The organism is Salinimicrobium sp. TH3 (genome assembly GCF_026676115.1).
GTDB lineage: Bacteria > Bacteroidota > Bacteroidia > Flavobacteriales > Flavobacteriaceae > Salinimicrobium.
The window spans coordinates 332,423-356,466 of record NZ_JAPONB010000002.1 but is presented as its reverse complement, the minus strand read 5'-3'; the positions used below and the strand labels follow the sequence as shown (position 1 = coordinate 356,466).

The window sequence follows — 24,044 nt, the reverse complement described above, 5'->3', positions numbered from 1 at the left end:
GAGAGTTTTTTGTTTTAAGTTGATAAAGTGCTAAAAACACCTTAATTTGCACCGCTGTATTTTGATCAATTAGTAATTTGCTGTTTTTCAGCAATCTAGATTGGATACAGGGGCATTAAATGCATTTTTATGAATAAAACAACAGCAGCGATTACAGCTGTAGGCGGATATGTGCCGGAATTTGTCCTTTCTAATAAGATTCTTGAAACCATGGTTGATACCAATGATGAGTGGATTACTTCGAGGACAGGTATTAAGGAGCGCCGCGTCCTCAAAGATTCAGATAAAGGAACTTCCTACCTCGCTATAAAGGCAGCCGAAGATCTTATTGAGAAATCGGGAATAGATCCTTCAGAGATCGATCTGGTAATCTTAGCAACTGCTACCCCCGATCTTCCTGTGGCGGCAACAGGAGTTTATGTGGCTACCGAAATTGGTGCTGTAAACGCATTTGCTTATGACTTGCAGGCGGCCTGCTCTGGTTTTCTATATGCAATGTCTACCGCAACAGCCTATATTGAGTCTGGCAGATATAAAAAAGTTCTCGTCATTGGAGCCGATAAAATGTCTTCAATAATTGACTATACAGATAGAACTACCTGCATTATCTTTGGAGATGGTGCCGGTGCTGTTTTGTTTGAGCCTAATCATGAAGGTCTGGGACTTCAGGATGAGATTCTTAGGAGTGATGGATCAGGGAGAGAATTTCTGAAGATCTCTGCCGGTGGCTCACTTATTCCTGCCACCGCACAAACCGTAGCCGATAAGCAGCACTACGTTTACCAGGATGGAAAAACAGTATTTAAATTTGCCGTGACCAATATGGCTGATGTAAGTGCCAAAATCATGGAGCGCAATAACCTGACTAATGAAGATGTGAACTGGCTGGTGCCTCATCAGGCCAACCGCCGAATCATAGACGCCACTGCCAGCCGAATGGGACTTGATGATTCAAAAGTACTTATGAACATTCAGCGGTATGGTAATACAACTTCGGCTACCTTGCCGTTATTATTAAACGATTTTGAAAAACGATTCAAAAAAGGAGATAATTTAATTTTCGCTTCCTTTGGAGGAGGTTTCACCTGGGGTTCTATTTACCTTAAGTGGGCTTATAATTCTTAAAAACACCCAACACTAAATATTATGGATTTAAAAGAAATTCAGAATCTAATCAAGTTCGTGGCCAAGTCTGGAGCCAGTGAAGTAAAGCTGGAAATGGATGATATAAAGATCACCATCAAAACCGGCTCTGACGATAAGGAAACCACGATTTTGCAACAGGTACCTATGCAATCTGCACCCCAAATGCAACAACCTGTACAGCAACAGCAGGCTCCACAGCAGCAGGAGGGTAAACCATCTGGCGGCGGTGATACAGCTGGTGGTGAGGAAGACAAAGGATATATCACGATCAAATCACCTATCATTGGAACTTTCTATAGAAAACCATCTCCAGATAAAGAACCTTTTGTGGAAGTTGGAAACTCTGTAAAAGTGGGAGATGTACTTTGTGTGATAGAGGCCATGAAACTTTTCAATGAGATTGAAAGTGAAGTTTCCGGTAAAATCGTAAAAGTATTGGTGGATGATTCTTCACCGGTAGAATTTGATCAACCGTTATTTTTAGTAGATCCGTCTTAAATTGCTGTAAGCAGTTTACCTTAAAGCCAAAACTATACAGGTATGTTTAAAAAAATATTGATTGCCAACAGGGGAGAGATCGCCTTGCGCGTTATTCGCACCTGTAGGGAGATGGGCATTAAAACCGTGGCGGTTTATTCCACGGCCGATGCCGAAAGTCTTCATGTGCGTTTTGCCGATGAAGCCGTTTGTATTGGCCCTCCTCCCAGCAACCTTTCCTATTTAAAAATGTCAAATATCATAGCAGCTGCAGAGATCACCAATGCAGATGCTATACATCCAGGTTACGGATTTCTTTCAGAAAATGCCAAGTTTTCAAAGATCTGTGCCGAACATCAAATAAAATTTATAGGCGCCAGTCCCGAAATGATTGAGAAGATGGGGGACAAAGCCACGGCAAAAGCTACCATGAGAGCTGCAGGAGTACCTTGCGTGCCTGGCTCTGAAGGGATCCTTGAATCTTTGCAGGAGGCCGAAAAAATTGCTGCAGATATGGGTTACCCTGTGATGCTCAAGGCTACGGCCGGAGGCGGAGGTAAGGGAATGCGTGCCGTTTGGAAAAAGGAAGATCTGAAAAAAGCATGGGAATCTGCCCGGCAGGAAGCAGGTGCCGCTTTTGGAAATGACGGGATGTACATGGAAAAACTTATTGAAGAGCCACGTCACATAGAGATCCAGATCGTAGGAGACAGCTCGGGAAAAGCATGTCACCTTTCAGAAAGAGATTGTTCTGTGCAACGCCGTCACCAGAAGCTTACAGAAGAAACTCCTTCTCCTTTCATGACCGATAAACTCCGGAAGCAAATGGGAGATGCTGCCGTAAAAGCAGCCGAATTTATAAAATATGAAGGTGCAGGTACAGTTGAATTCCTTGTGGACAAGCACAGGAACTTCTATTTCATGGAGATGAATACCCGTATCCAGGTGGAACACCCTATCACCGAACAGGTGATAGATTACGACCTTATTAGGGAGCAGATCCTTGTTGCGGCAGGAGTGCCAATTTCTGGAAAGAATTATTTTCCGCAGTTGCATTCTATCGAATGCCGTATCAATGCAGAGGATCCTTACCATGACTTTAGACCTTCTCCCGGGAAGATCACCAACCTGCATGCGCCGGGAGGTCACGGGGTAAGAATAGACACCCATGTTTACAGTGGCTATGTGATCCCTCCGAACTACGATTCGATGATCGCCAAACTAATTACTACTGCCCAAACCCGCGAAGAAGCTATAAGCAAGATGAGACGGGCCCTGGATGAGTTTGTGATCGAAGGGGTAAAAACTACAATTCCATTTCACAGGCAGTTGATGGATGAACCCGATTATGTAGCGGGGAATTACTCAACCAAGTTTATGGAGAGCTTCAAGATGAAGCCAATAGAATAACTTTTTAAGCCCCTTTTTAGAAGGGGCTTTTTTTATCCTCTTTCAGCTGAAAAAGGCATTTAAAAGATTCATTTTCTTCTTCAGAAATTTATTGTAAAAAGTTTCTTTTTCAAGGTTTATCAATAAATTCTTACCTTAAGAGAAATGTATATCTACCGTGGTAGCCGGAGCAAAATAAGCGTCCTAATTAATTCTTTAAATCTAAAATTTATGAAGAAGTTATTTTTAGCACTATTTCTTTTGTTCATCGGCATTTCTGCAAGTGCACAGGAGATTACCGGCGACTGGTATGGCGAATTGATGGTGCAGGAGCGCAATATGGAAATTGTCTTTCATATTTCTGAAACTGGGAATGGCTATACCACTACCTTAGACAGTCAGGCACAAAATGCTTTTGATATTCCGGTTGAGGCTACAACTTTTGAAGATGATGTATTGGAGGTAAAGGCACCAAAGCTTGGAGGATTTCATTTTAAAGGAAAACTAAAGCAAGAGGAACTTTCCGGCTCATTAAGGCAAGGTGGAGCACTCGTACCTCTTAAACTTTCCAGAGAGAAACCTGAAGAGGCAAAAAAAGAATAACTTTGGCTACCAAATGATATTTTATGAGCTTTTCCTATTGGGAACATGATTCCTGGTTCTCAAATATTGACTTTACAATAGTTGGCAGTGGGATCACAGGTCTTAACTGTGCCCTGGAGCTAAAAACCCGGTATCCCAAAGCTAAGATCGTTGTCCTGGAAAGAGGGCTTTTGCCTAATGGGGCAAGTACCAAAAATGCAGGTTTCGCCTGTTTTGGTAGTCTTAGCGAAATCCTTGATGACCTGGAACATCATTCCGAAGAGGAAATGGTGGCCCTTGTGAGGAAGCGAATGCAAGGTCTTGATCTACTCAGGGAAAACCTGGGGAGCGAAAATATAGATCTTCAGGTAAATGGCGGGTACGAACTTTTCACCCAAAACGAAGGAAAACTATTTGACACCTGCGTGTCAAAAATGGCAAAAGTAAACACCCTTTTAAATCCCATTTTTGGAGAGGATGTTTTTAGCATAACCAACAACAAGTTTGGCTTTGGGAAAGTTCAGGATAATTTGATCTTTAACAAATTTGAGGGGCAGCTGGACACGGGAAAAATGATGAATGCCTTATTACAAAAGGTGCATGCAGCAGGAGTTAAGATCCTAAATTCGGTCACTGTAAATGGTTTTGTGGAAGGACGAGATTCAGTTGAGGTAGAGACCGAGCATTTTAGCTTCTACACCGGTAATTTATTGATTGCCACCAATGGTTTTGCTGCACAACTGGGAATCCCTGAAGTGAAACCCGCCCGCGCACAGGTTTTGATCACAGAACCCATTCCAGATTTACATATAAAGGGAACTTTCCACCTGGAAAAAGGTTACTATTATTTCCGGAATATTAACAACAGGATTCTATTAGGAGGTGGCAGGAACCTTAATATTAAAGGTGAAGAAACTACAGAGCTTGCGCTCACTGCTCTTATTCAGCAGCGGCTTGAAGGCCTATTAAAAAATACAATTTTACCCGGTACCCCTTTCAGGATCGAAAGACGCTGGAGCGGAATAATGGGAGTGGGGGAACAAAAGAAACCGGTGATCAAGAAAGTATCCAAAAATGTGTTTTGCGGGGTACGTCTCGGCGGAATGGGAGTTGCAATTGGTAGCCTCGTAGGTAAAGAACTTGCCGATCTAATAGATTAAGTATGAAAAGATTCTTCAGATTTTTACTGAAACTTGTGCTGGGCCTGTTCCTCTTCAGTATTCTCATGGTTATTATTTATAAGTGGGTACCGGTACCTTTTACTCCGCTTATGGCCATAAGATATTTTGAAAACCCCGAAGAAGATATTCACCATGACTGGGTGGCTATGGAGAAGATTTCAGATAACCTGAAGCTTGCGGTGATAGCGAGTGAAGATCAAAATTTCCCCGTTCATAGCGGCTTTGACTATGAGGCTATTCAGAAGGCGATGGAGGACAACAAGAAAGGCAAGAGAGTAAGAGGGGCAAGTACCATTTCCCAGCAAACTGCAAAAAATGTCTTTTTGTGGCCTCAGAGAAGCTGGTTCAGGAAAGGTCTGGAGGTATATTTTACCTTTTGGATAGAACTGTTTTGGAGTAAAGAAAGGATCTTAGAGGTGTACCTTAACAGCATTGAAATGGGACAGGGCATTTATGGTGCCGAGGCTGCCGCTCAAGCCTGGTTTGGAAAGAGCGCAGAAAATCTTACTGCTTATGAGGCAGCAGCCATTGCAGCTATTCTTCCCAATCCTAGGCAGTACAGGGCCAAACCGGCCAGCAGCTACATACAGGGAAGACAGGCATGGATAGTTCGGCAAATGAGGAATTTGGGGCCTTTAGAACTTTAGTAATGAGTACCGCAACAAAAAAACAACTTATAAAAGCCTGTGAGGAATATGTAGAGTCAAAACTTCATACGGTACAGCATGCCATTAAAGATCTCGAAGCTGCACTCAAACTGGAAACAAAATGTTCCATGGGCGACAAATATGAGACAGGACGTGCCATGCTTCACCTGGAGTTCGAAAAGCTGGCCGGGCAGCATGAAGAGTTTAGCAAATTGCGAAAAACACTGCGCATGATTCCTGAAAAACGAAAGGATACTGCTGCCGGTTTTGGAAGTGTGGTCAAGACTTCTTTAGCAAATTATTTTATTGCGATTCCGGCAGGTGAATTAACGGTGGAAGGAGAGAAATACTATGCAGTGGGAGCTGGTTCTCCAATAGCAAAGGCTTTAAACGGAAATACTGAAGGGGATACTGTTACCTTTAATGGCAGGGAGCTACGAATAAATAAAATAATTTAATCCTCACCCAGGATGTTACGCAGTTAACTATTTCTCCTGTCGGGATTATATCCAAATTAGAGTTACAACACCAGGGATGTCTGTCCCGATAGAAGAATTTGGTCTTATGCAGGAACGCTAATAGTTCTTAAACTACCTCAACCTTTTTTCCAGCAGTTCTTCTTTAAAGGAAAGGTGAATCATTTTGTTGGGAAGGATATCACGAGTCGATTCAAGTAAAATATTTTCTCCTTCTCCCTCAACCTCCAAAAGGAAGCGATTGCCTTTGAAAAATGATCTTTTCACTCTCGCTTTAAAATTTCCACTATTTGTAATTTGAATTTCATGAGGATACAACACCACCCTTTTTCGTGCAGGTAATTCTTTGAAGAAAAGGGATGCAGGCAGCTCGTTCACTTCTCCAAAAAGGGAAGCTACGTAGGCATTTTTAGGGTTATTGTAAAGCTCCCTAGGCTCTCCTATTTGAATGATTTTACCATTTTTCATGGCGATGGTCTTATCGGCAAATGAGAGGGCGTCGGTACTGTCGTGTGTGGCAACCAAAACAGTGATGCCGGCTTGTTTTAGGTGAGTGAAGAGGTTGCGGCGGAGTTTGTTCTTTCTAAAATGATCAATGTGACTAAAGGGTTCATCCAGGAGTAAAACTTCAGGCGATTTTGCCAGGGCTCTCGCAAGTGCTACCCGTTGTTGTTGCCCTCCACTTAATAATCTTGCTTTTACCCTTGCCAGCTCCTTCATTTCGACCAGTTTCAGGAGTTCATTTACCCTTTGCTGCTTTTTCCGTGGAAAGGCATTAGAAAGATATTTGCCCACATTCTCGGCTACACTTAAGGGTGGCATGAGATCGAAATCCTGGGTGAGGTACTTCATGAAATCTTCGCCGGGAACTATATTGAAATTTGGTCCCAGCAATTGCTCTTCGTCCCAATAAATTTTACCGTCCACATGGTGGAGCCCATAGATGGACTGGAGCAGCGTACTTTTTCCACAACCGCTGGCTCCAATTATTGAGACGTTTTCCCCTTTTTCAATATTAAAGCTCAGGTTCTTTAAAACCGGCTTATCTCTGTAAGCAAAAGAGAGGTTTTTAACCTTAAGCATGTTCTTTCAATTGGACAGTAAATTTACGGCTTTAAAAGCAAAAAGCCTTCGTGAGAAGGCTTTTTGAAGAGGTAATAAAATATACTAATATTTATTGTTCATCTTTTGGAAGACGGTCAAAGCCCATGTTGTATAACGTGAACCCAAAAATATCTGCATATTGTTCAATGGTCTTACTCACAGGAGTTCCTGCCCCGTGGCCTGCATTGGTTTCAATCCTTATTAACACCGGTTCGTCTCCCGCCTGCTTTTCCTGAAGCTCGGCAGCAAACTTGAAGGAATGAGCAGGGACAACGCGATCATCATGATCTCCTGTGGTGATCAAGGTGGCAGGATATTCCTCTCCTTTTTCCACATTGTGAACGGGAGAGTATCCTTTTATGTAATTGAACATTTCTTCACTTTCTTCAGAAGTACCGTAATCATAGGCCCATCCCGCACCTGCGGTGAAAGTGTGGTAGCGAAGCATATCCAGCACTCCTACGGCAGGTAAAGCCACTTTCATAAGATCTGGACGCTGGGTCATGGTAGCTCCCACTAAAAGTCCTCCATTAGATCCTCCCCTAATAGCGAGGTAATCTCTGGAGGTGTAATTATTTTCTATAAGATATTCGGCCGCTGCAATAAAATCGTCAAAAACATTTTGCTTCTGCATTTTAGTACCCGCGTCATGCCATTCTTTTCCATATTCCCCACCTCCGCGAAGGTTAGGTACAGCGTAAATTCCTCCCTGTTCCATCCATACTGCATTCGCAATGCTAAAGGAAGGGGTAAGACTTACATTAAATCCCCCATAACCGTAGAGGATGGTTGGGTTCTTCCCATTCATTTTAGTCCCTTTTTTGTAAGTGATGATCATTGGGATCTTAGTACCGTCTTTTGAGGTGTAAAATACCTGCTCACTGGTGTACTCATCCGGATTAAAAGCCACTTTAGGGCTGTTGTATAGTTCAGAGGTTCCGTTTTCAACATTGTATTTATAAATGCTGCCGGGAGTGACGTAGTTAGTAAAGCTGTAATAAAGATCTTTTTCATCTTTTTCACCACCAAAGCCGCCTACGGTACCAATTCCCGGAAGCTCGACTTCTCTAACAAGTTTTCCTTCGTAATCATACTGTTTTACATTTGAAACTGCATCCTGCATATATTCTGCAAAAATGTACCCGCCACCCGTAGAGGGGCTAAGAACATTCTCGGTCTCAGGGATAAGGTCTTTCCAGTTTTGGGGAGTTGGGTTTGCAGCATCAACAGTAACGATCTTCCTGTTTGGCGCATCCATATTGGTGACAATAAAGAGTTTGCTGTCACGGTTGTCGATCACGTAACTCTCGTTCTTTTCATGTCCTACAATAGTATCAATGGTAGGATTATCTTTGGTAAGATCCATCATGAAAAGCTTTCCTCCTGAAGTTGAACTCCTCGCCGAAATAAACAGATAACGGTTATCCTCAGACACGTTTCCACCTATGTAGCGATGTTTTTGCTCTGGAGTAGCACCAAAGATCACTTTATCCTCACTTTGGGGTGTTCCCAGTTCATGGTAATACAACTTGTGCTGATCTGTCTTTGCTGAAAGTTCGCTTCCTTCAGGTTTATCATAGCTTGAATAGTAAAATCCTTCATTCCCTCTCCAGGAAATTCCGCTGAATTTTACATTTATAAGGGTATCTTCAATAACCTCTTTCGTTTCGGCGTCGATGACAATTACTTTTCTCCAGTCGCTACCACCTTCAGATATACTGTAAGCCAGTTTTTTTCCGTCTTCAGAAAAATTCATTCCGGCGAGAGAAGTAGTGCCGTCCTCACTGAATTTATTCGGATCCAAAAATACTTCAGGAGTGGCATCTTCAGACTTTTTACGGTAGATAACACTTTGGTTTTGGAGTCCATCATTTTTACTGAAGTAGATCCAGCCACCTTCCTCATTGGGAGCACTTAATTTCTCATAGTTCCAGAGTTCGGTTAGTCTCTGTTTAAGTTCATCCCTAAAAGGAATTTGGTCTAAGTAATCAAATGTGACCTTATTCTGTGCTTTTACCCAAGCTTCGGTCTCTGCGCTGCGGTCATCTTCCAGCCAGCGGTATGGATCCTGTACCTGGGTACCAAAGTATGTGTCTACAGTATTGCCTTTGCGGGTTTCAGGATATTCCAATGCAGTTAAGGAGGTTTGAGGTGTTGGGGGAACGGGTGGTTCCGGCTGTTGTTGTTGTGAACTTCCGCAAGAGATTAATGCTCCTGCAGCGATTACGGTAATTATGGTTTTCTTCATTTCTCAAAATTTAATACAGGTCCTAAAATAGGTATTTTTCTGCTAAATCGTATGCTAATAAACAGGCTGCACAGGAATATCAACCTTAAAAATAAAGCTTCTTAAAAATGTCACTTTTGACACCTTTATTTTCTAAACAAGGTCATTTTCAATTAGATATTCGGCTATCTGTACCGCATTGGTTGCCGCACCCTTACGCAGGTTATCGGCTACGATCCACATGTTTAGCGAATTTGGCTGAGAAAGGTCCCTTCTAATGCGTCCCACAAAAACATCATCTTTACCTTCGGCATAAATAGGCATTGGGTAAGTATTGACATCTGTATTGTCCTGCACCGTAACGCCGGGAAAATCTTGGAGGATTCTTCGCACCTCATTAATATCGTAATCATTCTTGAAGGTAACATTGACAGATTCGCTGTGGCCGCCAACTACAGGAATTCGAATAGCAGTAGCTGTAACTTCGACACTGTTATCCTTCAGGATCTTTTTGGTCTCATTGGTGAGTTTCATCTCCTCCTTGGTGTAACCATTTGCTTCAAAAACATCACACTGAGGGATGGCATTGCGGTGAATTGGGTAAGGATAAGCCATTTCGCCCTGTTCCCCCTTATATTCATTTTCTAATTGCTGAACGGCTTTCACTCCTGTTCCCGTAATAGACTGATAGGTCGAGACCACTACCCTTTGAATTCCATACTTTTTGTGCAGGGGAGCAAGAGCCATAACCATTTGAATAGTGGAACAGTTTGGGTTGGCAATGATCTTGTCTTCTTTGGTTAATTCGAAAGCATTTATCTCGGGCACGACAAGTTTTTTCTCTGGGTGCATTCTCCAGGCTGAAGAATTGTCTATCACTGTAGTACCTGCTTCTGCAAATTTTGGAGCCCATTCCAGAGAAGTTTCCCCTCCCGCCGAAAAAAGGGCAATATCAGGGTTTTGTGCGACTGCCTCTTCCAGGCCGATTACTTCATAATCTTTATTATTGAAATTTATTTTGTTGCCCACAGATCTTTCTGAAGCTACCGGTAATAATTCGGTTATCGGAAAATTTCTTTCTGCGAGCACTTTTAACATCACCTGTCCCACCATCCCGGTGGCACCAACTACTGCTACTTTCATAATGTATATTTTTTAGAGGACCTTCCAGGGTTGGGAAATCTAATTGGTCTCTCCCTCCCGTGGTCTTTTTTTTAACGATGCAAAGGTATTGTACTGCTTGTAATTAAAAGAACAGGGAAATGAAAATTATAAAGAACTCCAATTTATTATAACCAATTTGCACATATTGTTAAATATGAAGTCAATGCAAAAAAAGACCCCCGATTTCTACGGGGGTTTAGGATTAGGATATGTAGCGTAGCGGTTACTACGTGTCTTTAGTTATGTCTTTAAGCAAATATAAAAATTCCTGCTCAATCTTTTGAAGCTTATGTGCTTGTAGCATAATATTTACCTGTTGTTTTTCCTTAGTTCATCCCTTATTTCTGTAAGCAATTCTTCCTGGGACGGTCCTTTTGGCTCGGTCACTTTTGGAGCATCCTTCTTGGTCTTTGTCCTTTCATAAGCACGTAGGACCAGGAAGATGAAAAAGGCTACAATTATAAAATAAATTATTGCCTGGATCACATTCCCATAAGTGAGAACAGCAGCTTCGGCTTCTTTTGCGGCGTCAAGTGTTTCATAATCGTTACCATCCAGGGAGATGAACTTCTGGGAAAAATCTACTCCGCCTGTGATTACTCCTATTAGCGGCATGATAATATCTGCAACAACAGAAGAAACTATTTTATTGAATGCACCTCCAACAACTACTGCCGTAGCAAGAGCGATAATATCACCTTTCATTAAAAAGGTTTTGAAATCTTTAAAAAATGCCATAGTTTTTAATTGTAGTTAGCAGGTTAAAAATAAGGATTAATTATTAATGAGTATTCTCTTTACCCTTTGGGAAATGCCGGTAATAAGCTCATAAGAGATTGTATTTCCCTTTGCTGCGAATTCGGTAGCATGTTGAGGTCCGCCAAAAATAATAACTTCATCCCCTTCTTTGCAATCTATTCCTGTTATATCCACCATGACCATGTCCATACAAACATTTCCTATAATAGGTGCATATTTACCGTTAATAAAGACACCGGCACGGCCATTGCCGTATTGCCTGTTGATCCCATCGGCATGGCCAATAGGCAGGGTAGCTGTCCTGGTGGTTTTTTCGGCAGTAAAGGCACGGTTGTACCCCAAAGTTTCTCCCTTTTCCATAGTATGGATTTGAGAAACTATAGTCTTTAAGGTGCCTATGGGCTTAAGTTTTTGATCTTCGGATTCATCGTTGCCAAACCCGTACAGTCCAATTCCCGATCGAATCATATCAAAATGCGCCTTGGGATAGTTTATAACTCCCGAAGTATTACAAATGTGCAACAATGGCCTGTAACCCAATTCATCGTATAGTTTAACGGCAATTTTGCGAAAGGTATGGATCTGCATTAGGGTGAATTCCCTTTCCCGCCAGTCTTCGCTTGCTGCAAGATGAGAAAAGAAAGAGGTTGCCTTGACAGCCGATGTTCTTTTTAGCAGGTCTCTCACTACAGAAGTTTCTTTTTCTGAAAAACCCAATCGGTTCAACCCGGTGTTAAATTTAATATGTACCGGATAGTTCTTTTGTTGCTGCTTTTCGGCTGTTTTAATGAATTCGTCCAGCACAAATTCACTATAAAGACTGGGTTCGAGACAATGGTCAATTACAGCTTCAAAATTTGCAGACTGAGGATGGAGTACAAGAATTGGTGTTTCAATACCAGCCTCCCTAAGAGCAATACCTTCAGAGGTATAGGCTACCGCAAAGTAGTCGGCCCCCAGTTCCACAAGTTTTTGGGCTATTCCAGTGACATCACTTCCGTAGCCAAAGGCTTTGACCACGGCCATGAACTTTACGTCTTTATCAATTTTTGATCTTATGTAATTGTAGTTATGCGCTAAGGCATTGAGGTCAATCTCAAGTACGGTCTCCCTGGCTTTCGGCATGCTCACTTCTTTTTGTATCTTTTATTTCCTCAGGGTCTTTCACCTCGAAATTTCTTAATTTTTCCTTTAAACGGGCCTTATAAAAAGCACCCCGGCTAAGTGGTTCATATTCTTCGGTCTCTCCCAGCATCACCAGGTCTTCATTAGAAGTTTTGCGATAACTGAATTGTGCAAGGTTTCCTGTACGGGTGCATACGGCATGTACCTTGGTCACATATTCGGCTGTGGCCATAAGATTAGGCATGGGGCCAAATGGATTACCTTTAAAATCCATATCGAGACCTGCTACTATGACCCTTACACCTCTGTTTGCAAGATCATTGCATACAGAGACGATCTCCTGGTCAAAAAATTGAGCCTCATCAATGCCTACCACGTCGCAATCATCTGCCAGCAACCTAATATTGGCGGCAGCAGGTACAGGCGTGGATCTTATTTCATTGGAGTCATGGGAAACCACCATCTCCTCATTATAGCGAACATCTATTGCAGGTTTAAAGATCTCAACCTTTTGTTTGGCAAATTTTGCGCGTTTGAGCCTGCGAATAAGCTCTTCGGTCTTTCCCGAGAACATCGAACCGCATATAACTTCAATCCACCCAAATTGCTCCTTATGATTTACTGTATTTTCGAGAAACATTTTGTATTTTTCAACACCAAAAAGCGGACATCGCTTTTGATAAAGGTGACACAAATTTATTAAAAATACAACCGCATTTGGGTTGCAAGCATGAAAGTTATGAAAAAGCAGTTGAAAGAGGAATTAGTAGCTTTGGCCGAAAAAGTTGCTCTTTTAAAAGGCCAGGAACAGGTCTCTACTGGTGAGTTGAAAGAACTGGCCAGGAGGTTGTACGAGAAATTAACGGTTTATAATTTTACTGAATCAAACCTTTATACCGCTGCTGAATTAAGGCAGCAGGAGGTAGTGAAAACTGCGCAGAAAGTAGAAGCGCCAAAAGAAGAGAAGGAAACAGTAAAAGCACCTGCAGAAAAAAAGCAGGAGGAAAAAACGCCGAAAAAACAGGCTGAACCTGTTAAGCAGGAAGAAAATTCTCCCGAATTTGACGATTACAATCCTACCGGTCTTGAGTACAATGATTCTGAAGAGATCACAGAACCCAATACCGAAAAGATAAAAGACATAGTTGCCCAGATGCCACCCGAAACTCAGCAGGTGGATGATCTCTTTGCCCATGTTGAATCACGTGATTATAAGAAGAATGACATGGACGATATTGGAGGGGTTCATTATGATAACCTCCCGCAGTTTGAGCCCGTAAACAGGGCAGGATCATCCCAGGATAAACCACGTTCTCTTAATGACCGCCTCAAAAAGGGAATAAATATTGGTCTTAATGATCGCATGGCCTTTGTGAAACATCTATTTGACGGAAGTACTTCCGACTATAACCGGGTGCTTTCGCAACTCATAACCATCAGGTCGAAAGAAGAAGCCTTTAATTTTGTCGCTAACATGGTCAAACCAGATTATAATAACTGGGAAGGAAAAGAAGATTATGAAAGCCGGTTTTTGGCTATAGTAGAAAAGAACTTCGAGTAACAGGTTGTATGGCTAAATTATATCTTGTGCCAACGCCCATTGGTAACCTTGAAGACATTACTTTTCGCGCCGTAAGGATTCTAAAAGAAGCCGATCTTATCCTGGCCGAAGATACCCGTAACAGCGGTAAACTTCTAAAACATTTCGAGATCAACACTCCCATGCAGAGCCATCATATGCACAATGAGCATAAGACGGTGGAGAATGTGGTGCGGCAAATCCAGAATGGAAAAACTATTGCGCTTATTAGTGATGCAGGCACCCCGGCCATTAGCGATCCTGGATTTTTACTAACCCGAGCTTGTGTGGAAGCCGGTTTGGAAGTAGATTGCCTTCCTGGGGCAACTGCCTTTGTTCCGGCGCTTGTGAATAGCGGGTTACCGAATGATAAATTCGTTTTTGAAGGTTTTCTTCCGGTGAAAAAAGGAAGGCAGACACGACTGGAAATCCTTGCGCAGGAAACAAGAACCATAATTCTTTATGAATCGCCACATAAGCTTTTGAAGACTCTTGGTCAGATAAAGGAATATTTTGGAGAAGACCGGCAGGTCTCTGTTTCCCGGGAAATTTCAAAATTACATGAGGAGACAGTAAGAGGAACAGCAGTAGAAGTACTGGAATACTACGAAAAAAAGCCACCTAAGGGGGAAATTGTCCTTGTTATTGCCGGTAAGAAGTAATTATTCTGTCACATCAATCTTATATGTTGTCACTGTTTTGGCGTAAACCGTCGCTCCATTTGAATCGGCTCTTGTAATTTTTACAACATTTTTTCCCGTAAAATCAGCTTCAGGAACATAGACGTAATAGATTCCTTTATCTCTATATTGAATTTCACTTACATCAAAATGTTCTGCCTGCTGTGAAATGCTGTATCCGCCTTCAATGGGAATAGCTTCAGCCAAAAGAATCTCCAGGGTTTCAGTGTTTGAAATGGAATAATCATCCTGTACCTTTTGAGCCTTCAGAGATTCTCCACTGCAGCCAAAGAGGAAGATTGATATTATAATAAAGACGAAATTTCTCATAGTCGTAGCTTTAAAGCTAATTTATTGAAAATAAATCAGTAGGCTTCCAAAAATGCCATTTTTGAAGCTTCTTCTTTGGAAAGAAATTTCTTCATTTCTCATTTTCTGAAGTTGTGTAGGAAGCAAATTGATCGCAACAATATGTACTTTTGAAAAAAAACTTCATGCGCTGGACACTTAAACCTAAACCCGATCCTTCCATTGTTGAACATCTGCAGGAAGCTTTAGGTGTCGAAAAACCCATTGCTTCATTACTGGTCCAGCGCGGGATTTCTACATTCGAAGAGGCAAAGAAATTCTTCAGGCCCAGCCTTGAGGATCTTCACGATCCTTTTTTAATGAAGGATATGGAGCTAGCAGTGAACAGGATCGAACTTGCCCTTCAAAAAGGTGAAAATATAATGGTCTTTGGTGACTACGATGTGGACGGCACTACAAGTGTAGCGCTGGTTTCATCTTATCTAAAAAAAATATATCCTAACGTTGCCACCTACATTCCAGACCGGTACGAAGAAGGATACGGGGTGTCCTATAAAGGTATAGACTTCGCGGCAGACAATGATATTAGCCTCATCATCGCTCTTGACTGCGGGATTAAAGCTATTGACAAAGTGGCTTATGCCGGCCAAAAGGGTGTTGACTTCATAATTTGTGACCACCACAGGCCGGGAGCAGAAATTCCCGCTGCGGTGGCAGTTTTGGATCCAAAGAGGCAGGATTGTGAATATCCTTATAAAGAACTCTGTGGTTGTGGCGTAGGTTTTAAATTGCTGCAGGCTTTTAACCAAAAGCGGGGAGAGCCTTTTGAGATTCTCATACCATACCTGGATCTGGTAGCTACAGCCATAGGTGCCGACATTGTGCCGGTGACGGGAGAAAACCGAATCCTGGCCTATCACGGTCTGCAAGTAATTAATGTCGCCCCTCGTGCCGGGTTTAGTGCCATACTCAAACAAGTGAAAAAAGAGCAACTAACACTTACAGATGTGGTTTTTATAGTTGCACCACGTATCAATGCTGCAGGAAGGATGAAGCACGGGCTCCATGCTGTCAACCTGCTTACTGAAGAAGATATGGTACAGGCAAGGATGTTCGCAGCCGAAATCGAAGAATACAACACCACCCGCAGGGATACAGATAAGCTCATAACTAAAGAAGCTCTGGCCCAGATCGAAGAACTTAGTGAGCAGGAAAGAAATACCACGGTAGTTTACCGGGAGACCTGGCACAAGGGGGTTATTGGGATTGTTGCCTCCAGGCTTACCGAGACCTATTACCGGCCAACGCTGGTATTCACCCGGAGCGGGGAAAAACTTGCTGCCTCGGCACGTTCGGTACGCGGGTTTGATGTTTATGATGCTCTTGAAGGATGCAGTGAATTCATTGAGCAATTCGGAGGTCATAAATATGCTGCCGGATTAACTTTATTATCTGAGCAATACGAAAATTTTAAAAGGAAATTTGAAGAGGTGGTTTCAGCAACAATAGATCCGAGGCTGTTGACTCCGGAAATTCAAATAGATGCCGAATTAGAACTCGGAGATATTACCTCAAAATTCCACAGGATACTAAAACAGTTTGCTCCTTTTGGCCCGGGTAATATGTCACCGGTTTTTATGACTAAAAATTTAAGGGATACCGGGTATGCTCGCTGTGTTGGGGGAGAGGATAAGCACCTTAAAGCCCGTTTCTTTCAAAGAGGCAATGATCGAAGTTTTGATGCCATAGGGTTCGATTTGGGTAAAAAGTGTGAACTGTTAAAGGAAGCTAAGAAAGTAAAAGCAGCCTATTGCATTGAAGAAAATGAGTTTCAGGGGAATATCAGCCTTCAATTAAAATTAAAAGATATTGATGTTAATTAGTTTCTTTTCAGGTTGTTAGCTAATTCTTACAGGATAAGTTGAACACATGCTCTTTAACAATTATCCCAGTAGTTGGTCTAATAAAATTTTTGAAAAAGAGAAGTTTATCTACTTTAGAAGAGCCATAACATAAGTAGGTTAAGTTCATGGTAGATTTGGGGCAAAAAAAGGTGGAGCTTTCCACCTTTTTTTATGCGCAAAAAAAAGCCGCCGGGATTACCGGCAGCTCTATTTAATAAAAATCTTTGAAAAGACTTTTATTTATGTTGTGCATATCTTTTTGATACTTCTTCCCAATTGATCACATTAAAAAATGCCTCAATATATGCTGGTCGTTGATTTTGATACTTAAGATAGTAAGCGTGTTCCCACACATCCATTCCAAGGATTGGATGTCCGCCGCAACCAACTCCGGGCATTAATGGATTATCCTGGTTTGCCGAAGAACATACCTCCAGTTTACCGCCTTCCTGCACGCAGAGCCAGGCCCATCCCGATCCAAATTGAGTGGCACCGGCCTTTGAAAATTCATCTTTAAAGGCCTCAAAAGAGCCGAAATCCTTATCGATTGCAGAGGCAAGATCTCCCTGGGGTTTTCCACCACCATTTGGGCCCATTATTTCCCAGTATAGATTGTGGTTGAAATATCCACCTCCATTATTACGAACCGCTTTGTTTTCCATATCCAGATTAGAAAGAATATTTTCAATATTCTTGCCTTCCATATCTGTTCCTTTCACGGCATCATTTAATTTGCTGGTATATCCTGCATGATGCTTATCGTGGTGAATCTCCATTGTTCTAGCGTCAATGTGAGGCTCCAATGCATCAAATCCATATTTTAATTTTGGTAACTCGAAAGCCATAGTTATATGTTTTTAATAATTATTAATTAGGTCAACTTCAAAATTAGAGATAAACGCATTTAATTAAAATTATAAAACGTTATAAAATCCTTAAAGCTTTTGCTTTTTTTGAAAATTAAATTAGAATAACAAAGGAGAATATTCAACTCCTTGAAAATAATTCAATTAAACAGGGAGTAATGAAAGGAGTCAATTGAGAACCATTTCTTACTTTAGTGAAAAAAAATTGAGGCAGTCCAATATCTTCAGAATTTACAATGCTTCGGCCGGTTCCGGGAAGACCTATACCCTTGTTAAAGAATACCTTCTCCTTTTACTTTCCTCTTCCAGGGTGGACAGTTATAAGAACATCCTGGCCATTACTTTTACAAACAAAGCTGTGGGGGAAATGAAGTCAAGGATCATTGAAAGCCTTAATTCCCTGGCAAAGACCGAAAAATCGGGAAAAGAACAGGCTTTACTGGAAGATCTTTCTTCCAGCTCGGGGTTGTCTCCTGGTAAAATTCAGGAGAAGAGTAGGGAAATCCTAAAGAACATCATTCACAATTATGCTGCGTTTGAAGTTTCTACCATTGATGGTTTTACACATCGTGTGTTGAGAACTTTCGCCAAAGACCTGGGACTACCTCTCAATTTTGAAGTGGAGCTTCGAACAGATGAGGTCTTAACCGAGGCTGTGGACAGGCTAATAAGCAAAGCGGGTAAGGATAAAGCTATAACCCGGGTGCTGGTTAATTTTGTGCTTTCCAGGACAGATGATGATAAGAGCTGGGACATAGCGAGGGATCTTTATGCAATTGGTCGCTTGCTAACGCAGGAAACCAGCGGCAAATTCCTTCAAATTTTAAAGACTTTAAAGCTGTCTGACTTTGAAAATTTAAAAACGGAAATAAAAGACCGTCAAAAAAATCTGGAAGAAAAGATAGGTAGAACAACTAATGAATTCTTTCAATTACTGGAGGAAAATAATCTTGACAATGGATGTTTTAGCGGTGGCTATTGTCCTAAATTTTTTCTGAAGCTTCAAAAAGGGGATTTTAATGTCACATTTTCGGCAGGCTGGCAAAAAGATCTTGCTGAAAAAGCGCTTTACGCCAGTAAATTGGATTCTAATAAAAAACAGATCCTCGACAACCTTCAGCCGCAAATAGTTGATATTTACGAGAGTGTGAAGAAGAATATCACAAGGCTTCAGTTCCTGGATGCGGTGGAAAAGAATCTGGTGCCATTATCTCTACTAAATGCTATCCAGGCTCAGATCGAAGAGATAAAGGCTGAGAATTCAATAGTCTTAATTTCAGAATTTAATGCCACAATAGGGAAAGCCGTAAAAGATCAGCCCGCTCCTTTCATATATGAACGGCTGGGGGATCGATACCGTCACTATTTCATCGATGAGTTCCAGGACACCTCACAATTACAGTGGGAAAATTTGATCCCGCTGGTTGACAATACGCTATCCATTGAACATCCTGTTGGGGAACATGGTTCCCTTACCCTCGTAGGGGATGCAAAGCAGTCCATTTACAGGTGGCGTGGAGGAAAAGCCGAGCAGTTCATGGAGTTGTGTCAAAAGCGACACCCCTTTAGCATCGAAGATGTTGAAATGCTGGTGCTTCCTAATAACTATCGCAGTGCAAAAACCGTAGTGGAATTCAATAATGATTTTTTCAAATTTGCTTCCGGGTTTTTTCTGAATGAAAAGCATAAAGATCTTTTTCTCAACAGCGGACAGGGGGTTGTGAGTAAAAGAGAAGGCTATGTAAATCTCTCATTTATAGAAGCCGAAAATGCTTTCGAAGAAATGGAGGCTTACCCTAAAAGAGTGCTGGAGATAATAACTCAAGTGCGGGAGAAAGGAAGAACTCTTTCGGGTATCTGTATCCTTACCCGCACCCGTAAAGAAAGTATTGCTGTTGCTAATTATTTGAGTGAGAATTCCATTCCTGTAATTTCTGCCGAAAGCCTGCTTATAAGCAGGTCTCCAAAGGTGAATTTTATTACTTCGGTTTTGCAGTACTGCCTTGATCCGGGAGATAGAACTTTAAAATTTAAGATCCTAGATCACCTTTTAAATAAAGGCAAGGAGGTGGAAAATGAATTCGATTTCCTTATGGAGCATCTGCAACCCGAAGGGGAGCAGTTCTTTAAAGGTCTGTCCACCAGCGGCACTGAATTCTCTCCCGGGGCAGCCACAGCAATGTCTGTTTATGAGGCCGTGGAATATATCATTCGGGCTTTTTCCATTGAAGCAGCTTCTGATGCTTATTTGCAGTTCTTCCTGGATTTTGTCTATGAGGTTTCCAGTACAGAAGGTGCCGGGTTTTTCTCATTTTTGGAACAGTGGGAGCGCAAAAAAGATGAATTGAGCATTGTGGTGCCCCAGGGGGAGGACGCAGTGCAAATAATGACCATTCATAAGGCAAAGGGACTGGAGTTTCCGGTGGTAATTTATCCTTTCGCCAATAATCAGCTTACTGATACTGCCAGAGAACATTTTTGGATGGACCTGCCGGGGGATTTCGGTTCCAACGTTAACATTGCTTACTTGCGTGCAGCCGAAAAAATGAAAGAATGGGAAGGAGTGGCCCCTCAAATTTTTCATGAATTGTCATGTAATAGTCAGCTCGATGCCCTCAACGTGCTTTACGTAGCCATGACCCGGCCCGAGCAGCAATTATACGTTATTTCCAAAATGGAACTTGACAAAAAAGGCAATGAGAATACGGGCCGTTTCTCCGGGTTATTGATCTCTTATCTGCGGTCAATAGGAAAATGGGACGGCAGCAATGAATACCACTTTGGAAACCCCCATGAAGAATTTTTGGAGGAGAAAAAAGCAGTTAATTCTATGGAACAGGAATTCTTTTTTTCTTCCCCTACTCAGAGCAATGGGATCTCTATTATTACCCGGTCGGGCTTGATGTGGAACTCCAAACAAAAAGAAGCTATTGAAAAAGGACAGTTAATCCATGACCTTTTTGCCAGGATTAATACTGAAGCAGATGTTGAGCGGGTACTTGAAAATGCCAAAAATGACGGGCTTTTTTCTTCCGCAGAAAGAGAAGAACTTCAAAAGAGCATTTTTGATGTGATAAGACATGAAGAGTTGAGGGAGTATTTCTCAGAAGGAGCTCTGAACTACAATGAAAGGGAAATGATCTCTAAAGATGGGGCTCTTCTGCGACCCGACAGGTTAAATTTCTCGGGAAATACTGTGAGTATTATTGATTATAAAACCGGTGCCGAAAGTCCAAAGCATCGTGAACAGATAAGTGAATACGGCCAGATTCTGGAAAAAATGAACTACAGGGTCGCAAAAAAGATGTTGGTTTACATTAACCAGAAGATCGAAGTAAGTTTTGTTTAAAAGAATGTAATTTTGTAAAAAATCACCATTATGTACGGATCATTAAAGGATTATTTAAAGAAAGAAATAGAACAAATAAAAGAAGAAGGACTTTATAAAAAAGAACGGATTATCACCTCTCCTCAGGGAGCAGAGATTACTCTTGAAGGGGGTAAAAAGGTTCTTAATTTTTGTGCGAATAACTATCTGGGGCTTTCATCCCATCCGGAAGTTATTCAAGCAGCAAAAGATACGCTTGATTCCCATGGGTTCGGGATGTCCAGCGTTCGCTTCATTTGTGGCACGCAGGATATACACAAGGAGCTGGAACGCAAAATATCCGATTTCTACGGAATGGAGGACACTATTTTATATGCAGCTGCTTTTGATGCCAACGGCGGAGTTTTCGAGCCTTTGTTAGGCGCTGAAGATGCAATTATTTCAGATTCTCTCAACCACGCCTCAATTATTGACGGAGTTCGTCTTTGCAAGGCAGCAAGATACCGTTACGCGAACGGTAATATGGAGGATCTCGAACAGCAGCTAAAAACGGCTAACGAAAAAGGTGCCCGATTCAAGATCATCGTCACCGATGGCGTTTTCTCTATGGACGGCCTTGTGGCTCCCCTTGACAAGATCTGTGACCTTGCCGATAAATATGATGCGCTGGTGATGATCGATGAATGTCATGCTACAGGATTTATTGGCCAGGATGGAATTGGAACACTCGAGGAAAAAGGAGTGCTTGGACGTATTGATATTATTACCGGTACACTTGGAAAGGCTCTGGGAGGGGCAATGGGCGGTTATACAGTAGCCAAAAAAGAAATTATCGAGCTTCTTCGTCAAAGGTCAAGACCTTATCTTTTCTCTAACTCTCTTGCCCCGGCAATTGTTGGAGCTTCAATTAAGGTATTTGATATGCTGGCAAAGGATAATTCTCTTAGAAAAAAGGTAAAGGAGAATACGAAATACTTCAAAGAAGGAATTAAAAACGCCGGCTTTGAGATTATAGACGGGGAGGCAGCAATTGTTCCGGTGATGCTCCATGATGCAAAATTGTCCCAGGAAATGGCAGACAAACTTCTCGAGGAAGGAATTTATGTGATTGGATTCTTTTATCCTGTTGTTCCAAAAGGGAAGGCCCGTATTCGCGTGCAGCTTTCTGCCGCACATACAAAAGAGCATTTGGATAAAGCCATTGCAGCCTTCGTAAAAGTGGGAAAAGAATTAGATATTATACAATAGTAGATGGGATACCAAGAGGATGTTTTTGCCGCAAAACATCCTTTTGGTATCGTATTCTTTATGGCAAAACTTCAGGCCATGCGGGTATTTACAGCTGGTGCAGTAAATACTTTTCAGTTAATACCATTGAATTTCTTAAAATTCTTTCCCTTTGTTTAGGGAAATAACAGCGCTTTCTTCTGTAATCCATTATTTATTAGTTAAAAAAGGCAGGTTCTTAGACCTAATGTTTTGTTAAAAAAATGTATTTTTCTGAAAATTTGAGGCTCCAAAATCCCCTGTATCCGCCGATAGTAAGGCTCTTATTAAGAAAACTTTATTAAATTAAGCTTTGTGAATACTGAATATCGGTCTACTTTTGTTTCTGCTAACTAATTAAAATTAAACACTTCAATATGAAACATCTACACAAGTTATTATTGGCTTCACTATGCATCCTGAGCTTCAGCACTATGCAGGCGCAGGATGATAATAATCCCTGGGCTTTAGGTTTAGGAGTTAACGCAGTGGACTTTTATCCAACAGGGGAGGATGCTCCTTTAGGTGGATATTTTGATGAATTCTTCAATACCGGTGATCACTGGAACATACTTGCTGGTCTTTCCAGAGTTTCTATAGCCCGTAATATTGGAGCAGGATTCTATTTTGAAGGTGCTGGTTCTGTTAACCAGATCAGCAAATTTGGAGATGAAGGTCGTGATGACTTAATGTATTATGGCCTTGATGGTACTTTTAACTACAGCTTTCGCAATGACGCCAACGCAGGTTGGTTAGATCCAATTGTCGGAGTTGGTGGTGGATATACCTGGCTAGATGATGAAGGTTTTGCAACACTTGATGGAACAGTAGGATTAAACTTCTGGTTTACAGATCACCTTGCATTATCGGTTCAGACTATCTACAAGCATGGGTTTGATGACAACATGGAGTCACACTTTCAGCATGCGGCAGGAATTAAATTTGCCTTTGGTGGAAAAGATACCGATGGTGATGGTATCTATGACAAAAATGATGAATGTCCAGAAGTTGCCGGTTTAGAGCAATTCAACGGTTGTCCTGACTCAGACGGTGACGGAATCGAGGACAGAATGGACGAATGTCCTAACGAAGCTGGTTTGGCTCAATACAATGGATGTCCTGATACTGATGGTGATGGTGTTGCCGATCCACAAGACGAATGTCCTACTGTAGCAGGTCTTCCTGAAATGAACGGATGTCCTGATGCTGACGGTGACGGAATAAGAGACGGAGACGATGAGTGTCCTAATGAAGCCGGTCCGGAAGAAAATAACGGTTGCCCATGGGAAGACATGGATAACGATGGTGTACTTGACAAAGATGATGAATGTCCTGAAGTAGCAGGAACTGCTGCAAATAATGGATGTCCAGAACCTACTGTTGAAGTAATCGAAGAATTGAACGAGTATTCAAGAACTATCCTTTTCGACTTGAATAAAGCTACAATCCGCTCTGAGTCAGAAGAAACTATTCAGGCTATTGCAGACATTATGGATGAGTATTCTAATACGATCTTCCACATAGGAGGTCATACAGACAGCACTGGTAGTGAGTCTTATAACATGCAGTTATCACGAGAAAGAGCAGAATCTGTAAGAGAAGCTCTGGTTGCAAGAGGAATTGCACGTGAAAGACTTACTGCAGAAGGATATGGTGAAAACAATCCAATTGCTTCCAACAATACTGCTAAAGGGAGACAGGAAAACAGAAGGGTTGAGATCACTCTTGAAGATGATAAGGTTATGAAAGACGACAATTCTGGAATGTAGAATTGTTATTAAAATTCTTTTGAAAAAACGCCCCGGTATGACCGGGGCGTTTTTTATTTTTAGGGC

Annotated in this window: 21 protein-coding genes; 13 read left to right on the top strand and 8 right to left on the bottom strand. The window is 41.7% G+C overall.

Going from position 1 to position 24,044, the window contains the following annotated elements:
- Positions 1-129: 129 nt before the first annotated feature.
- The 7 genes from OU683_RS04875 to OU683_RS04845 all read left to right on the top strand — a co-directional run bounded on the left by OU683_RS04875 (position 130) and on the right by OU683_RS04845 (position 5,880).
- Positions 130-1,125: a beta-ketoacyl-ACP synthase III gene (locus OU683_RS04875; protein WP_268135821.1), complete on the top strand. Its 996-nt coding sequence runs from the start codon at positions 130-132 to the stop codon at positions 1,123-1,125.
- Between the two features lie 21 nt (positions 1,126-1,146).
- Entirely contained in the window at positions 1,147-1,644 is a 498-nt protein-coding gene (gene accB, locus OU683_RS04870) for an acetyl-CoA carboxylase biotin carboxyl carrier protein (protein WP_268135819.1), read from the top strand.
- A gap of 42 nt (positions 1,645-1,686) precedes the next feature.
- Positions 1,687-3,033: an acetyl-CoA carboxylase biotin carboxylase subunit gene (gene accC / locus OU683_RS04865; RefSeq protein WP_268135818.1), complete on the top strand. Its 1,347-nt coding sequence runs from the start codon at positions 1,687-1,689 to the stop codon at positions 3,031-3,033.
- A 210-nt stretch (positions 3,034-3,243) separates the two neighbouring features.
- On the top strand, positions 3,244-3,615 hold the full coding sequence (locus tag OU683_RS04860) for a hypothetical protein (protein WP_268135816.1): 372 nt from the start codon (positions 3,244-3,246) through the stop codon (positions 3,613-3,615).
- A gap of 23 nt (positions 3,616-3,638) precedes the next feature.
- Positions 3,639-4,754, top strand: coding sequence for an NAD(P)/FAD-dependent oxidoreductase (locus OU683_RS04855; protein WP_268135814.1), 1,116 nt, complete (start codon positions 3,639-3,641; stop codon positions 4,752-4,754).
- A 2-nt stretch (positions 4,755-4,756) separates the two neighbouring features.
- A complete protein-coding gene (gene mtgA / locus OU683_RS04850) occupies positions 4,757-5,422 on the top strand; it encodes a monofunctional biosynthetic peptidoglycan transglycosylase (RefSeq protein ID WP_268135812.1) in 666 nt (221 codons plus the stop codon).
- A 2-nt stretch (positions 5,423-5,424) separates the two neighbouring features.
- Positions 5,425-5,880, top strand: coding sequence for a transcription elongation factor (locus tag OU683_RS04845; RefSeq protein ID WP_268135810.1), 456 nt, complete (start codon positions 5,425-5,427; stop codon positions 5,878-5,880).
- Positions 5,881-6,012: 132 nt separating this feature from the next.
- Here the strand turns inward: OU683_RS04845 and OU683_RS04840 are convergent, their stop codons facing one another.
- The 6 genes from OU683_RS04840 to OU683_RS04815 all read right to left on the bottom strand — a co-directional run bounded on the left by OU683_RS04840 (position 6,013) and on the right by OU683_RS04815 (position 12,917).
- The gene (locus tag OU683_RS04840; RefSeq protein WP_268135808.1) at positions 6,013-6,981 is read right to left on the bottom strand and encodes an ABC transporter ATP-binding protein; all 969 of its coding nucleotides are present in this window, start codon (positions 6,979-6,981) and stop codon (positions 6,013-6,015) included.
- A 91-nt stretch (positions 6,982-7,072) separates the two neighbouring features.
- The gene (locus tag OU683_RS04835; protein WP_268135806.1) at positions 7,073-9,250 is read right to left on the bottom strand and encodes a prolyl oligopeptidase family serine peptidase; all 2,178 of its coding nucleotides are present in this window, start codon (positions 9,248-9,250) and stop codon (positions 7,073-7,075) included.
- Positions 9,251-9,382: 132 nt separating this feature from the next.
- Entirely contained in the window at positions 9,383-10,372 is a 990-nt protein-coding gene (locus OU683_RS04830; RefSeq protein ID WP_268135804.1) for an aspartate-semialdehyde dehydrogenase, read from the bottom strand.
- A gap of 330 nt (positions 10,373-10,702) precedes the next feature.
- Complete coding sequence (mscL, locus tag OU683_RS04825) at positions 10,703-11,131, bottom strand: large conductance mechanosensitive channel protein MscL (protein WP_268135802.1); 429 nt, start codon at positions 11,129-11,131, stop codon at positions 10,703-10,705.
- A gap of 36 nt (positions 11,132-11,167) precedes the next feature.
- Positions 11,168-12,277, bottom strand: a complete 1,110-nt coding sequence (gene alr / locus OU683_RS04820; RefSeq protein ID WP_268135800.1) for an alanine racemase — start codon at positions 12,275-12,277, stop codon at positions 11,168-11,170.
- Complete coding sequence (locus tag OU683_RS04815; RefSeq protein WP_268135798.1) at positions 12,249-12,917, bottom strand: thymidine kinase; 669 nt, start codon at positions 12,915-12,917, stop codon at positions 12,249-12,251. The genes alr and OU683_RS04815 overlap by 29 nt, the downstream gene beginning before the upstream one ends.
- A 99-nt stretch (positions 12,918-13,016) precedes the next feature.
- Between OU683_RS04815 and OU683_RS04810 the strand changes: the two genes are divergently transcribed.
- A complete protein-coding gene (locus OU683_RS04810; protein ID WP_268135796.1) occupies positions 13,017-13,838 on the top strand; it encodes a DUF8457 domain-containing protein in 822 nt (273 codons plus the stop codon).
- A gap of 8 nt (positions 13,839-13,846) precedes the next feature.
- Positions 13,847-14,518 (top strand): 16S rRNA (cytidine(1402)-2'-O)-methyltransferase, encoded by a 672-nt coding sequence (gene rsmI / locus OU683_RS04805; RefSeq protein WP_268135794.1) that lies wholly within the window; start codon positions 13,847-13,849, stop codon positions 14,516-14,518.
- Here the strand turns inward: rsmI and OU683_RS04800 are convergent, their stop codons facing one another.
- Positions 14,519-14,866 carry a hypothetical protein gene (locus OU683_RS04800; protein ID WP_268135792.1) on the bottom strand — a complete coding sequence of 116 codons (348 nt, stop codon included), beginning with the start codon at positions 14,864-14,866 and terminating at the stop codon, positions 14,519-14,521.
- 164 nt (positions 14,867-15,030) lie between these two features.
- Here OU683_RS04800 and recJ point away from each other — a divergent pair, with 164 nt between their 5' ends.
- Positions 15,031-16,728 carry a single-stranded-DNA-specific exonuclease RecJ gene (recJ, locus tag OU683_RS04795; protein WP_268135790.1) on the top strand — a complete coding sequence of 566 codons (1,698 nt, stop codon included), beginning with the start codon at positions 15,031-15,033 and terminating at the stop codon, positions 16,726-16,728.
- 257 nt (positions 16,729-16,985) lie between these two features.
- Here recJ and OU683_RS04790 read toward each other — a convergent pair whose 3' ends face one another.
- Entirely contained in the window at positions 16,986-17,594 is a 609-nt protein-coding gene (locus OU683_RS04790; protein ID WP_268135788.1) for a superoxide dismutase, read from the bottom strand.
- 226 nt (positions 17,595-17,820) lie between these two features.
- Between OU683_RS04790 and OU683_RS04785 the strand changes: the two genes are divergently transcribed.
- The 3 genes from OU683_RS04785 (at position 17,821) to OU683_RS04775 (ending at position 23,978) form a co-directional block, all read left to right on the top strand.
- Positions 17,821-20,964, top strand: a complete 3,144-nt coding sequence (locus tag OU683_RS04785) for a UvrD-helicase domain-containing protein (RefSeq protein ID WP_268135786.1) — start codon at positions 17,821-17,823, stop codon at positions 20,962-20,964.
- A gap of 30 nt (positions 20,965-20,994) precedes the next feature.
- Positions 20,995-22,191 carry a glycine C-acetyltransferase gene (gene kbl / locus OU683_RS04780; protein ID WP_268135784.1) on the top strand — a complete coding sequence of 399 codons (1,197 nt, stop codon included), beginning with the start codon at positions 20,995-20,997 and terminating at the stop codon, positions 22,189-22,191.
- 395 nt (positions 22,192-22,586) lie between these two features.
- Positions 22,587-23,978 carry an OmpA family protein gene (locus OU683_RS04775; RefSeq protein ID WP_268135782.1) on the top strand — a complete coding sequence of 464 codons (1,392 nt, stop codon included), beginning with the start codon at positions 22,587-22,589 and terminating at the stop codon, positions 23,976-23,978.
- Positions 23,979-24,044: the final 66 nt, after the last annotated feature.

Coding starts and splice junctions, on each gene's coding strand:
- OU683_RS04840 (WP_268135808.1), bottom strand. CDS start 6,981: ATGCTTAAGGTTAAAAACCTCTCTTTTGCTTACAGAGATAAGCCGGTT.
- OU683_RS04790 (WP_268135788.1), bottom strand. CDS start 17,594: ATGGCTTTCGAGTTACCAAAATTAAAATATGGATTTGATGCATTGGAG.
- OU683_RS04845 (WP_268135810.1), top strand. CDS start 5,425: ATGAGTACCGCAACAAAAAAACAACTTATAAAAGCCTGTGAGGAATAT.
- mscL (WP_268135802.1), bottom strand. CDS start 11,131: ATGGCATTTTTTAAAGATTTCAAAACCTTTTTAATGAAAGGTGATATT.
- OU683_RS04860 (WP_268135816.1), top strand. CDS start 3,244: ATGAAGAAGTTATTTTTAGCACTATTTCTTTTGTTCATCGGCATTTCT.
- OU683_RS04815 (WP_268135798.1), bottom strand. CDS start 12,917: ATGTTTCTCGAAAATACAGTAAATCATAAGGAGCAATTTGGGTGGATT.
- mtgA (WP_268135812.1), top strand. CDS start 4,757: ATGAAAAGATTCTTCAGATTTTTACTGAAACTTGTGCTGGGCCTGTTC.
- kbl (WP_268135784.1), top strand. CDS start 20,995: ATGTACGGATCATTAAAGGATTATTTAAAGAAAGAAATAGAACAAATA.
- OU683_RS04835 (WP_268135806.1), bottom strand. CDS start 9,250: ATGAAGAAAACCATAATTACCGTAATCGCTGCAGGAGCATTAATCTCT.
- accB (WP_268135819.1), top strand. CDS start 1,147: ATGGATTTAAAAGAAATTCAGAATCTAATCAAGTTCGTGGCCAAGTCT.
- rsmI (WP_268135794.1), top strand. CDS start 13,847: ATGGCTAAATTATATCTTGTGCCAACGCCCATTGGTAACCTTGAAGAC.
- OU683_RS04810 (WP_268135796.1), top strand. CDS start 13,017: ATGAAAAAGCAGTTGAAAGAGGAATTAGTAGCTTTGGCCGAAAAAGTT.
- alr (WP_268135800.1), bottom strand. CDS start 12,277: ATGCCGAAAGCCAGGGAGACCGTACTTGAGATTGACCTCAATGCCTTA.
- recJ (WP_268135790.1), top strand. CDS start 15,031: ATGCGCTGGACACTTAAACCTAAACCCGATCCTTCCATTGTTGAACAT.
- OU683_RS04830 (WP_268135804.1), bottom strand. CDS start 10,372: ATGAAAGTAGCAGTAGTTGGTGCCACCGGGATGGTGGGACAGGTGATG.
- OU683_RS04800 (WP_268135792.1), bottom strand. CDS start 14,866: ATGAGAAATTTCGTCTTTATTATAATATCAATCTTCCTCTTTGGCTGC.
- OU683_RS04875 (WP_268135821.1), top strand. CDS start 130: ATGAATAAAACAACAGCAGCGATTACAGCTGTAGGCGGATATGTGCCG.
- accC (WP_268135818.1), top strand. CDS start 1,687: ATGTTTAAAAAAATATTGATTGCCAACAGGGGAGAGATCGCCTTGCGC.
- OU683_RS04775 (WP_268135782.1), top strand. CDS start 22,587: ATGAAACATCTACACAAGTTATTATTGGCTTCACTATGCATCCTGAGC.
- OU683_RS04855 (WP_268135814.1), top strand. CDS start 3,639: ATGAGCTTTTCCTATTGGGAACATGATTCCTGGTTCTCAAATATTGAC.